This window comes from Dechloromonas denitrificans (assembly GCF_001551835.1).
In the GTDB taxonomy this organism is placed as follows: domain Bacteria; phylum Pseudomonadota; class Gammaproteobacteria; order Burkholderiales; family Rhodocyclaceae; genus Azonexus; species Azonexus denitrificans.
Genome location: NZ_LODL01000019.1, coordinates 178,449 through 189,844 on the forward strand (window position 1 = coordinate 178,449; position 11,396 = coordinate 189,844).

General features: G+C 59.5%; 11 protein-coding genes. 2 read left to right on the forward strand and 9 right to left on the reverse strand.

Annotated features, from left to right (window positions below; genetic code table 11):
• Positions 1-2 precede the first annotated feature (2 nt).
• The 4 genes from AT959_RS08645 to AT959_RS08660 all read right to left on the reverse strand — a co-directional run bounded on the left by AT959_RS08645 (position 3) and on the right by AT959_RS08660 (position 3,781).
• Positions 3-1,133 (reverse strand): AI-2E family transporter, encoded by a 1,131-nt coding sequence (locus AT959_RS08645; RefSeq protein ID WP_066883030.1) that lies wholly within the window; start codon positions 1,131-1,133, stop codon positions 3-5.
• A gap of 278 nt (positions 1,134-1,411) precedes the next feature.
• Positions 1,412-1,666, reverse strand: coding sequence for a DUF2502 domain-containing protein (locus tag AT959_RS08650; protein ID WP_066882590.1), 255 nt, complete (start codon positions 1,664-1,666; stop codon positions 1,412-1,414).
• A 60-nt stretch (positions 1,667-1,726) separates the two neighbouring features.
• Positions 1,727-1,996 (reverse strand): hypothetical protein, encoded by a 270-nt coding sequence (locus AT959_RS08655; protein ID WP_066882591.1) that lies wholly within the window; start codon positions 1,994-1,996, stop codon positions 1,727-1,729.
• Positions 1,997-2,425: 429 nt separating this feature from the next.
• Complete coding sequence (locus AT959_RS08660; protein ID WP_066882592.1) at positions 2,426-3,781, reverse strand: sodium-dependent transporter; 1,356 nt, start codon at positions 3,779-3,781, stop codon at positions 2,426-2,428.
• A 198-nt stretch (positions 3,782-3,979) separates the two neighbouring features.
• Here AT959_RS08660 and AT959_RS08665 point away from each other — a divergent pair, with 198 nt between their 5' ends.
• Complete coding sequence (locus tag AT959_RS08665) at positions 3,980-4,756, forward strand: spermine/spermidine synthase domain-containing protein (protein ID WP_066882593.1); 777 nt, start codon at positions 3,980-3,982, stop codon at positions 4,754-4,756.
• Between the two features lie 153 nt (positions 4,757-4,909).
• Entirely contained in the window at positions 4,910-5,185 is a 276-nt protein-coding gene (locus AT959_RS08670; protein ID WP_066882594.1) for a hypothetical protein, read from the forward strand.
• Between the two features lie 46 nt (positions 5,186-5,231).
• Here AT959_RS08670 and AT959_RS08675 read toward each other — a convergent pair whose 3' ends face one another.
• The 5 genes from AT959_RS08675 to AT959_RS08695 form a co-directional block, all read right to left on the reverse strand.
• Positions 5,232-5,900: a response regulator gene (locus AT959_RS08675; RefSeq protein WP_066882595.1), complete on the reverse strand. Its 669-nt coding sequence runs from the start codon at positions 5,898-5,900 to the stop codon at positions 5,232-5,234.
• On the reverse strand, positions 5,890-7,842 hold the full coding sequence (locus tag AT959_RS08680; protein WP_066882596.1) for a type IV pili methyl-accepting chemotaxis transducer N-terminal domain-containing protein: 1,953 nt from the start codon (positions 7,840-7,842) through the stop codon (positions 5,890-5,892). The genes AT959_RS08675 and AT959_RS08680 overlap by 11 nt, the downstream gene beginning before the upstream one ends.
• Positions 7,843-7,993: 151 nt before the next feature.
• Positions 7,994-8,794: an ABC transporter ATP-binding protein gene (locus AT959_RS08685; protein ID WP_066883031.1), complete on the reverse strand. Its 801-nt coding sequence runs from the start codon at positions 8,792-8,794 to the stop codon at positions 7,994-7,996.
• Between the two features lie 14 nt (positions 8,795-8,808).
• The gene (gene ntrB, locus AT959_RS08690) at positions 8,809-9,765 is read right to left on the reverse strand and encodes a nitrate ABC transporter permease (RefSeq protein ID WP_066882597.1); all 957 of its coding nucleotides are present in this window, start codon (positions 9,763-9,765) and stop codon (positions 8,809-8,811) included.
• 63 nt (positions 9,766-9,828) lie between these two features.
• A complete protein-coding gene (locus AT959_RS08695) occupies positions 9,829-11,010 on the reverse strand; it encodes a CmpA/NrtA family ABC transporter substrate-binding protein (protein WP_240481794.1) in 1,182 nt (393 codons plus the stop codon).
• Between the last annotated feature and the right edge of the window lie 386 nt (positions 11,011-11,396).

Below are 11,396 nucleotides of genomic sequence, written 5' to 3' on the forward strand. Positions count from 1 at the left end.
TGTCAGTCAGCAGTCACGCTGTCTTCCGGTTGTTTGGATGCCCCGGCATCCGGGTTCATCGCGACCCAGCCCATGAATATCTGATAGCCAAGTGCCAGCAGCGTGGCGCCGACGAACATTCCGAGGATACCGGCCGCCGCCATGCCGCCCAGCGCACCAAGCAGGATCACCGGCATCGGTGCATCGACGCCGCGACCGAGCATCAGTGGCTTCAGGACATTGTCGGCCATCCCCGCAACAAAGAGCAGCACGGTATAGATGATGGCCTCGACGTTCCCGTAATCACCTCCCGACCAGATGTAGATGATTGCCGGCAGAGTGACGATCACCGCCGGAACCTGGGCTATCCCGAGGACCAGGACGATGACGGCGAGGACACCGGCCCACGGGATGCCGGCGAGCAACAGGCAGAGACCGACGACGATCGCCTGAATGAAGGCAACGCCAATGACGCCCTGGGCAACGGCACGCACCGTAGCCGTGGATAATTTGGCAAATTCGGCGCCCTGCTTATTCCCTGCGATGCGGTCGAAAATGGCACCGCTGCCGCGTGCGCCAGCTTCGCCGAAAGCCATGACGATGCCGGCGATGATGAACGAGGCGAGGAACTGCAGCAATCCTCCGCCGATGCTGGCCACAAAACCGAGTGCGGCCTTTGCAATGTCGCCGATCTTCGGCTGCATGCTCTTGACCAGCGCCGGCAGGTCATTGTGCGCCTGCGACCAGAACGCATGTACTTTCTTGCCGACGACCGGCCATTCCTTGACGCCATCGCGCGGTGGCGGAATCTGCAGGCTGTTCTCCTGCACATTGCTCACCAGTTGCTGGATCGAGTCGCCCAGCGAACTCATCAACACGGTGGTCGGTGCAACGATCAGCACGATGCCAAGGAGCACGATCACGGTTGCAGCTCGCCCCTGCTTGTTGGCCATCTTGGCAGCCAGGGACTGATGCATCGGATAGAGAGTAATCGCCAAAATCAACGCCCAGACCATCAGGGTCAGAAATGGCGAGAATATCTGGAAGCACAGGGCAACCAGCGCCAGGATAAGGCCGGCACGGATGAGGACATCGAGAAGACGGGAAGCGAGGCGCTGTTCGAGTTCCGTATTGGGTTGGTTGTTGGTATTCATCATTCCCCCCTGAAGAGAGAGCAGAAGCCGGTTTCCGGGCTTCCATGGCGGCAAATCATGGCCTGGACGACAGCGTTTTGGCTGGTTTGTTGAGGGGAAGCAGTTGTCGAAAACGACAGTGTGATTATTTTGCCTGTCACGTTGATCACCTCTGATTGAGTTTATTAACCAACCACCGAGCCCCCTGCCTCTGGCTCGTCCGAGATTGAATCAAATCCGATCGCTATCGGAAGATTAGCGCTGGGATGCGTCATCTCCTGCAGCGACCATCATTTCGCTTAACACTTGCCTTTTTTTGCCTGCCCCGGCGGACAACCGCTGTTGCCCTTGCCTTTCCCCTGGTTCTTTTCCCAATAGTCAGGGTCGCGCCACTGATTACCGTCCCAGTAATAGCCGCGCTTGTCACGCGAACCAAATGTGATGGTCGTTTTGCTTCCCTGGACTCTGGGACCATCGACGTTGATCCGTACGTCGTTTGCTTGAACAAATATGGGAAGCCCTAGCAGCAGGACCAAACCAAACACGCTTTTCATTTTCTTTCCCTCCAGCCCTAGAAAACAATAAAAACAGTGTCGAGCTATTCAAGGAGAGGGTCAGTACTTGATGTCTCGGGACTGCTGGCGACCGCCCTGTTTGGTCTCACGCTTGTCCTGGCGGCACGCCGCATTGGACTTCTGATTTTCTGCCCGGCAATCAACCTTTGCCTCGCGCGATTCCTGTCGCGTATCCTGCTTGACATCCCGCCCATCCCGGCGCTGTTGTGCCTGCTCCGTTGCAAAGCAGGAGGCCGATGCAATCAACAAACTCATGGCCACAATGCGCTGGACTGAAATGCAGCGAATTACACATTTCTGGCGTTCCATTGGCTTTGCTCCTCTTGATTTAACGATGAGTGATCGCAATGCGTGGATTTCAGTTTGCTACTTAAATTGCATTCTTACAATAGCGGAATAGCTTAAATGGATGAGGTGCTCAGCTATCAAGAAAGTCCATAAGCAACAATGCCCGTCATCTCTCGATAACAGGCATTGTCTCAACTCAAGAGCTCCCCGAACTGGTGTTTACACCATCGTTTAGCCTGATCTTTCTCAGTGATAGGCGGTCTTCGAGGATAGCTTTAATGCCATCACGCAAGCCAGACCAAAGATCAGCACGGCAAAGCCAACACCCAGGTAGGAAAGTTCATCCATATACGCCTCGTCAAAGTAGTAGCTAAAGAATTTCGAGGCGATGTAGACAAGCCTCCCGGTCAAAGTTCCCGGGCGGCCGGTTTTTTGATTATCGCTCGGCGCTCAGCCGACCACCCCGATCACATGCAGGAAGATGGCGACGATGGCGATCGGCGAAACATAGCGCAGGGTCATCCGCCACAGCGCGAAGCCCTTGCCGCCCAGCGCGATTTCGTCCTCGACATGCCGGCGCTGCATCATCCAGCCGGCAAATACGGCGATCAGCAAGCCGGACAGCGGCATCATGATCTTGGTGGTCAGCGAGTCGAGCAAATCGAAAATACCCAATCCGAACAGCTTGACCTCACTCCATTCGTTGAAGGACAGCGCAACGGCAATACCGAGCAGCCAGACTGCGCCGCCGGTGGCCCAGGCCGCACGCTTGCGGGAGAACGCGAAACGCTCGATGAGCAGGGCGACAAAGGGCTCCAGCAGCGAAATCGACGAGGTCCAGGCGGCAAAAACTACGAGCAGGAAGAAGAGCGGCCCGACCACCACGCCCCCCGGCATCTGGGAAAAGGCAATCGGCAAGGTTTGCAGGATCAGGCCGGGACCACTGGCCGGGGCCAGGCCCTTGGCAAAGACGATGGCGAAAATGGCCAGCCCGGCCAGCAAGGCAATGGCCGTATCGGCGATGGCGACATAGAAACAGGTGCGAACGATCGACGTTCCTTTGTCGAGGTAGGAACCGTAAGCCATGATCGCCCCCATGCCGAGGCTGAGGGTGAAGAAGGAATGCCCCATCGCCGAGAACACGACTTCGCGCGTAATGGCCGAGACGTCGAAATGGAACATGAAACGGAAGGCGGCCGGCATGTCGGCCGTCACCATGCCATAGCCGATCAGGCCGAGCACGATGGCAAACAGGGCCGGCATCATGATCTTGTTGGCCTGTTCGATACCGCCGGTGACGCCGCGGGCGACCACGAAAACCGTCATCACCATGAACAGGCTATGCCAGGCAATCAGGCGCAGCGGATCGGCCAGCAAGCCGGCGAAACCGGCGGCTGCACTTTCCTTGGTGATGCCGTCGAAACCGGCGGTGGCGCGCAAGGTGTATTCGAGAATCCAGCCGGCGACGACGCTGTAGAAGGAAAGAATGAGCAGTGCACCGGTGACGCCGATCAGGCCGATGATCTTCCAATAGCGCCCCAGCCCGGCCTCGCGCGCCACCACCCCCATGGCGGCGACCGGATTGCCCTGGCCGCGCCGGCCGAGCATGGTTTCAGCCATCAGCAGGGGCAGACCGATGCTGACGATGCACAACAGATAGACGAGAACGAAGGCGCTCCCGCCGTTGGTCCCGGTCATGTAGGGAAATTTCCAGATATTGCCGAGGCCGATCGCCGAGCCGGCGGTGACCAGGATGAAGGCCCAGCGACTGGACCAATGACTGCGATTGACGTTTGCTGTTTCCATGTCTCAATACTTTTTGAATTACCCCGGCTTGCCTGCCGATTTTGGGGAAGGCGCGGAGTATAGATCGCGAAATCGGCCAAAACGTATGCTTTTCCTCAAAAAACAGATCGACAAAAACCAATTTCGGCCTGAATCAAACATACCGCACGGTAAAATTCACCGATTCAGACCATCCAGCCCCCAATCAAGGGCCAGCCAATGAAAAAACAATCGTCAACGCCGAGCCACTCGGTCGACATCAGTGAAGAGAATGGGATTCGCGCCCTGCACTTTGGTTCCGAATGGGTGCAAGGCGCCATGCGCATTGCCCGCCCGTGGTCGCTCGAACTGGCCTACACCCGCGAAATGATGGCCGGCCTGCTGTTGCGCCAGGGTAGCCACTGGCCACGCCGGGCCTTACTGATCGGGCTCGGAGCCGGCTCCTTGGCCAAATTCATCTACCGCTACCTGCCAGATTGCCGGATCACCGTGGTCGAGATCAACCCGCAGGTCGAGTTTGTCGCCCGCCAGTATTTCAAGCTGCCGGACGATCCGAAGCGGCTGGAGGTGGTCATCGGTTGCGGGGCCGATTACATGCTGAGCGGCGAACGCCAGTACGACTACATTCTGCTCGATGGTTTCGACCAGGATGCCCGGGCCGGCGCCCTCGACACGCTGCCCTTTTACCTCGCCTGCCGGGCTCGACTGGCTGACGATGGGCTATTGGCGGTCAACCTGCTCGGGCGGAACAAAGGTTTCCAGGGCAGTGTCGAACGGTTACTGGCTGCTTTTGATCAACGGCTTGCCGTCTTCCCATCCTGCGACAGCGGCAACACCATTGCCTTTGCCACAGGCGGCAATCCTGTTGCGGTTTCGCTTGATGCCATGCGCGAGGCAGCACAAAAACTGAAGAAGGAAACCCGCCTCGACCTGTTGCCGACGATCAGCCGGCTGCAACTGAGCCAGCCGTTTCCGGATGGCATTTTGAGGATTTGAGAGGGTTTCCCAAGCTTGCCTTATCGGCAAGTTGTACTACAAAGAAGTAAGGTCCTCCACCAATTCCAACGAAAAGGCGGACAGAACAAAGATAACAAGCAGCCAGAAAATTTAACGTTATCGTTTTGCCTATCCTATTGAAGGAGGATTCCTATGCTGTCTCTTCAAGACGTTATCGATTATTGCGATCTCGATCGCGGTGAAATTGAAGCAATTGCCGAACATGAGCATATTCCAGTGGCTGTTGCTGCCGAATTGAGCGAAGTTCTGCTCTGCTCCCCGGAAGGGGTGTGCCGGTTGCATACGATGATTATCGAAAACATGGCCCATGCGCTGGAAGTGGGCGAGTACGAGCATGTGCAGGATCTGTCGAAGACCTATCAGCACCTGCAGCGGACCCACCCGATTCCCGAGAATATCGGGAGTTGATCAGACTGGAAATCGGGAAAAAAAGGCAGTCGACCGCAGCAATCGCTCAAACACTGCGGGAATGTAGGCCGTAGCCGTGTTCAACCGCATACAGCGCTACCTGGACACGGCTGGTCATGTTCAGTTTCTTGAAGATGTTCTGGACGTGAATCTTGACGGTACTCTCGGCCAGATCCAGCTTGCGGGCGATTTCCTTGTTGCTCTCCCCCTGCGCCAGGCTCTCCAGGATGTCGCGTTCGCGCGGTGAAAACTTGTCGCGCTCGACCATGGCCGGTACGGCTTTCGGCTGGTTGCGCACCCCCTGGATCAGCTTGGCCGTCATCTGCGGCGAAACGATGGACTCACCCTGCGCGGCGCGGCGGATGGCATCGACCAGCGTGTCGGTCTCGATATTTTTCAGCAGGTAACCGCTGGCCCCGGCCCGCAAGGCATCGAGCAGGTCCTGCGCATCTTCGGAAACGGTCAGCATCAGCACCCGCGCCTCGGGAATTTCCTCGCTGATCACCTTGACCGCTTCCAGGCCGGACACGCCCGGCATGTGCAGGTCGAGCAGGACCACGTCCGGCTTCAGGGAGCGAGCGCGCTTGATGCCTTCCAGGCCGTCGCCGGCTTCATCGACCACTTCGAAATCGTCATTGCGCTGGAGCAGCGACTTGATGCCGCTGCGAAAAAGGGTGTGGTCGTCGACCAGCAGGACGCGGATTTTATTGTTCATGGACTTCTACCTTTTCTTGTTCTCTGGGCAAGCTTAGCGTAACGCGGGTGCCTTCACCGATCTTTGACGTAACGGTGCATTCGCCCCCCACCCGATACGCCCGCTCGCGCATGATTTTAAGGCCGACATGGCGGTCGGACAGCACATTCGGCTCGTTGACCGGATCGAAACCGACGCCATCGTCGACCACGGTGACGGTCAATTGGCCCAGATTGCGGCGCAGCGTGACCGCGACCCGGCTGGCCTTGGCATGCTTGCGGATGTTGGAGAGCGATTCCTGGACGATATGCATGACCTGAATTTCGTCGGTCGGGATCAGCGTAACGCCACTGCCGAGAATTTCCAGCTCGGTCTGGATGCCGGTCTGGCCTTCGAACTTTTCCAGCGTCGCATGGATGGCGGTATCGAGGTCGCTCTGATGAACGCGCGTCCGGAAATGCACCAGCAGTTCTCGGACGTCGTCGTAACTCTCCTGCACGCCTTCGCGCAACTGGCCGGCCGTCTGCATCGCCTCGTCGGTCTTGCCCTTGCGCAGCGAGTCCTGCAGCAACTGGACCTGGATATTCAGGAAGGCGAGGCCCTGAGCGATCGAGTCGTGCAGTTCCTGGGCCAGCAGGTTGCGCTCCTCGGAAACGGCCAGTTCCTTCTCCCGCGACTGCAGGCGCAGGTTTTCGATGGCGACGCCGAGGTGTTGACCGAGCGTTTCCAGCAAGTGCTTTTCCCGTTCCGACAAGGCCTGCGGCCGGAGGAAATAGAGGTTATAGACGCCGATCTTGGTCTTGTTGTGCATGATGGTGAAGGCCGTTGCCGTGGCGAAGCCTTCCCGGATGCAACTGCGCAATTTCATGCCCTCCGGCGGGTTGATCGTGGCAAAGGTCGCCGTGATGCCGCTCTGGATGACCTGGCCGCACAGGCATTCGCCACAATTGAGCGTCGATTCGTTGGCAACGAATTCGTCGGACAGCCCTTCGTGCGTGAACAGGTGCAATTCGCCGGTGTCGTTGGCGTACATGCGGACGGCGCCGGCATCCGCCCCCAGTGCCGTCTTGATGCGGTCGAGAAAGCCCTGGCACAAGGCCTCGATCGGCGCCGGTTCGCTGAGGAAAGCGGTCGCGCCATAAAGAATGCCGAGTTCGCGGTTGCGTTCGGCCAGGCTACTGGTTTCGGCGACGACTCGATCTTCCAGCGTGCCGTATACGTTCTGCAAGTGTTCGGCCATCTGGTTGAAGCCGCGGGCCAGGCCGCCCAGTTCGTCGTCACCGCTGACCGGGACGCGGACGGCCAGATCGTTGTCCATCATCCGCCGCATGCCGGCGTGCAGGATGCTAACCGGCCCGATCACCAGCACACTGAAAAAACGGATCAGCAAACCGGTCCCAACGACGGCCAGCAGGACCAGCGCGACCTGCACCGTACGCAGCAGATTGGTGTCCTGCGTATAGCTGCGCTCCATGACCAGCACCAGGTCGTTGATCAGAGCAACGACGGATTCCAGTTGATTGTCGAAGCGATCCAGCGCCAGCACCCGGCCCGGCGTGTCGGCCGCGCCATAGGCAACGGCGAGAGGGCGCAGGGCTTCGACCCAGGCCTGCTCGACGGCGGCCAGGCTCTGTTCGACTTCGTCGTTGCGCGGCGGCGACATCGGCCGCTCCGGGTCGCCCTGCTTGAGATCGAGCAGGACTTTGTCGAAGCGTTCGATTTCTTCCTGCAATGCGCTGGACAGCGGGGCGCTGGCCGATTTTTCGTCAACCGCTCGCGCCATCAGGTGGCTGATGCGGTAAGTCCGCATGCGCTGGCTGCCCGCGTCGTTGATCGCCGCCGCCACCCCTTCGAGCTGCCAGGAAATGAGCAGGGTCAGTGCAATGGCGCTCAGCGCCACCACGAAGAAAATGCAGAGAATACCGACGATCTTGCGGGACAGCTTGGCGGGGGATGCGAACATCAGGAGACACCGAATGAGGATGGCCGAACCTTAGCCTTGGCCGGGGTGGGTTAGCAAGAATCTGCATCAAAAGAAAAAAGCCCGCCGGGTTGAGCCGGCGGGCGAAAGTCGCTTTGGAGAGCGCTTAGCGACGATGGATCGTTAGAACACCTCAGGCCGCGATCTTTTCAACGTGCGCCTGCTTTTCGTAGAGGAACTCGAGAACGGCGGCTCGGCAGTCGATATAGGCTGGATCGTGGGCCAGCGTCAGGCGGTCGCGCGGGCGCGGCAGCTTGACTTCGAGGATCTCGCCGATGGTCGCCGCCGGGCCATTGGTCATCATCACGATACGGTCGGAGAGCAGCACCGCCTCGTCGACATCGTGGGTAACCATGACCGTCGTCGCCTTGGTCGCCTCGCAGATCTTCATCAGCTCATCCTGCAGCTTGGCGCGGGTCAGCGCGTCGAGGGCGCCGAACGGCTCGTCCATCAGCAGCACCTTCGGCTGCATCGACAGGGCGCGGGCGATGCCGACGCGCTGCTTCATGCCGCCGGAGATTTCATGCGGATACTTGCTGCTGGCGTGGTCGAGGCCGACCAGATTGATCGCCGCGGCGGTGCGTTCCTTCAGCTTGGCCTTGCCTTCCTTGGCACCGAAAACGCGTTCGACGGCGAGATAGACGTTCTCGAAGCAGGTCAGCCAGGGCAGCAGGCTGTGGTTCTGGAAGACGACGGCGCGTTCCGGGCCGGGGCCGGCGATTTCGCGGCCGTCGCACAACAGCACGCCGGTGGTCGGCCGGGTCAGCCCGGCAATCAGGTTGAGCAAGGTCGATTTACCGCAACCGGAGTGGCCGATCAGGGCGATGAACTCGCCTTGCTTGATGCCAAGGTCGATGTCGCGCAGGGCGACGAACTTGCCCTTCTTGGTCTCGAAGGTCTGGCCAACTTTTTCAATGCTTACGAATTTTTCCATGATCATTGCTCCGCTCAGGACGATTCTTTGGTCAGTTTCTTGGCGAGCAGGATCAGACTTTGCTCGAGGATCAGGCCGACGATGCCGATGACGAAGATGGCGATGATGATGTGCTCGACCTTCAGGTTGTTCCACTCGTCCCACACCCAGAAGCCGATACCGACGCCGCCGGTCAGCATTTCCGCGGCGACGATGACCAACCAGGCGGTGCCGATCGACAACCGGATGCCGGTCAGCATGTAAGGCAACACGGCCGGGAAGAGGATCTTGGTAACGACCTTCCACTCGGAAAGCGCCAGGACGCGGGCGACGTTCAGGTAGTCCTGCGGCACGCGCTGGACGCCCTGGGCGGTGTTCATGATCATCGGCCAGATCGAGCAAATGAAGATGGTGTAGGTGGCGGCCGGGTCGGCCTTCTTGAAGACCAGCAGACCGATCGGCAGCCAGGCCAGCGGCGAGACCGGGCGCAGCAGGCTGATGATCGGGTTGATCATCGCCGACAGGAAAGCCGAGCGGCCGAGGATGAAGCCGAGCGGAATGCCGACCAGCGCCGCGAAACCGAAGCCGATGCCGACCCGCTGCAGCGAGGACAGGATGTTCCAGCCGATGCCCTGGTCGTTCGGCCCGTTGCGGTAGAAGGGGTCGGCGAACAGCGTCACCGCGGCGTCCCAGGTCTGGACCGGGCCGGGAATGCTGCCGCCCTTGTGGGTGGCGACATACCAGATGCCGATCAGGATCAGCATGCCGAGGGTGGGCGGCAGCACGGCACGCAGGAAGGTATTGAACTTCTCGCCGAACGGCACGCCGCTCGGCAGGGCTGCTGTTTTTTCCATCTTCTTTTCCTTGGCCGGCTCGGCGACAACTTCCGCGACCGGCTGGCTGGTTATGCTGTCCCCCAGGGGGACTTCCTTCGGGGCGCGGTCGACCGGCTGTTCAAGGCCGAAATCTCCGCTCATCGTCGTGGCGCTCATCGTTTTCTCCAGGCTTGTCGCCGCCCCCGCCGGAGCGGGGAGCGGGGCGACTCAATCGACTAATCAGGCTTTGACCTTGAAACCATCGGCGTACTTGGCCGGATCCTTGCCGTCCCAGACCACGCCATCGATCAACTTGTGGCTGCGCATCTCGCTCTTCGGCAAGGCGACGCCGGCGGCGGTGGCACCCTGCTTGTAGATATCGATGCGATTGACCTGCTTGGCGACAGCCAGGTAATCCGGGTGGCTCTTCAACAGGCCCCAGCGCTTGTGCTGCGTCATGAACCACATGCCGTCCGACAGGTAGGGGAAATTCACCGCCCCTTCGTTGAAGAACTTCATGTGGTTCTTGTCGTCCCAGCTCTTGCCGAGACCGTTCTGGTAACGGCCGAGCATGCGGGCGACGATGACCTCGGTGTCGGTATTGACGTAGGACTTCTGGGCGATGACTTCTGCCGTCTTCTGCTTGTTGGGCAGCGAGGCGTCGATCCACTTGCCGGCATCGAGAATGGCGGCGACCACGGCGCGGGCGGTATTCGGGTTCTTCTGCACCCACTCGGCGGTGGTGCCGAGCACCTTCTCCGGGTGATCGGTCCAGATGTCCTGCGTCGTCGTCGCCGTGAAGCCGATGTTGTCCATGATGGCGCGGTTGTTCCACGGCTCGCCGACACAGTAGCCGTCCATGTTGCCGACACGCATGTTGGCGACCATCTGCGGTGGCGGCACGGTGATCGTCTTGACGTCCTTGAGCGGGTTGATGCCCTGGGCGGCCAGCCAGTAGTACAGCCACATGGCGTGGGTGCCGGTCGGGAAGGTCTGGGCGAAGGTGTATTCGCGCTCCTTCTTGGCGATCAGTTTGGCCAGGCTGGGGCCGTCGACCGCGCCCTTGTCCTTCATCTGGTTGGACAGGGTGATCGCCTGGCCGTTGGTGTTCAGCGTCATCAGGTTGGCCATGTCCTTCTTCGGCCCGCCGATACCCATCTGCACGCCGTAGATCAAGCCATACAGCACATGAGCGCAATCCAGCTCGCCATTGACCAGCTTGTCGCGCACCGAGGCCCAGGAGGCTTCCTTGGTCGGGATGATCTTGATGCCGTATTTCTCATCGAACTTGTTCACCGCAGCCATCACCACGGAGGCGCAATCGGTGAGCGGAATGAAGCCGATACGGACTTCCTTTTTTTCAGGGGCGTCCGAACCGGCGGCCCAGGCGCCGCTGCGAACGCCGGGGGGGACCATGGCCATCAATGAGGCTCCCATAGCGGTTGAGACGAAATCACGACGTGAAAAGGCGGGTTTGCTGTCCGCGACCAGTTTCTTGTCTTCCATTGCTTGCTCCTTGATTGCTTGAATCGAAAAAACAAAATGGGCGTCACATCCCGGCTGCCGCTGGCAGCTTGGATGGACGCCCTTGTCCCGCGAGTCGGCTGGGGCTCGACTCTCGCCCGGTCGCCTTTGACCGTGCGTTATGTAAGGACTATTGCAATGGCCGTGCCAGGCATAGTTAAAAGGTACTAATACCTTTTAACTATTTGGTTTTATGGGGATTTTTTTCTTGAGCGGCGCCAAAATTGCGCCAAAAGCGATGCACTGTTGCAGTGCAGCAGGCGAAAAGCCCGCACAATAACGGG

Excerpts from the sequence above, each read along its gene's own strand:
- AT959_RS08645 (WP_066883030.1), bottom strand. The coding sequence starts at position 1,133 with ATGAATACCAACAACCAACCCAATACGGAACTCGAACAGCGCCTCGCT.
- AT959_RS08650 (WP_066882590.1), bottom strand. The coding sequence starts at position 1,666 with ATGAAAAGCGTGTTTGGTTTGGTCCTGCTGCTAGGGCTTCCCATATTT.
- AT959_RS08655 (WP_066882591.1), bottom strand. The coding sequence starts at position 1,996 with ATGGAACGCCAGAAATGTGTAATTCGCTGCATTTCAGTCCAGCGCATT.
- AT959_RS08660 (WP_066882592.1), bottom strand. The coding sequence starts at position 3,781 with ATGGAAACAGCAAACGTCAATCGCAGTCATTGGTCCAGTCGCTGGGCC.
- AT959_RS08665 (WP_066882593.1), top strand. The coding sequence starts at position 3,980 with ATGAAAAAACAATCGTCAACGCCGAGCCACTCGGTCGACATCAGTGAA.
- AT959_RS08670 (WP_066882594.1), top strand. The coding sequence starts at position 4,910 with ATGCTGTCTCTTCAAGACGTTATCGATTATTGCGATCTCGATCGCGGT.
- AT959_RS08675 (WP_066882595.1), bottom strand. The coding sequence starts at position 5,900 with ATGAACAATAAAATCCGCGTCCTGCTGGTCGACGACCACACCCTTTTT.
- AT959_RS08680 (WP_066882596.1), bottom strand. The coding sequence starts at position 7,842 with ATGTTCGCATCCCCCGCCAAGCTGTCCCGCAAGATCGTCGGTATTCTC.
- AT959_RS08685 (WP_066883031.1), bottom strand. The coding sequence starts at position 8,794 with ATGGAAAAATTCGTAAGCATTGAAAAAGTTGGCCAGACCTTCGAGACC.
- ntrB (WP_066882597.1), bottom strand. The coding sequence starts at position 9,765 with ATGAGCGCCACGACGATGAGCGGAGATTTCGGCCTTGAACAGCCGGTC.
- AT959_RS08695 (WP_240481794.1), bottom strand. The coding sequence starts at position 11,010 with ATGGCCATGGTCCCCCCCGGCGTTCGCAGCGGCGCCTGGGCCGCCGGT.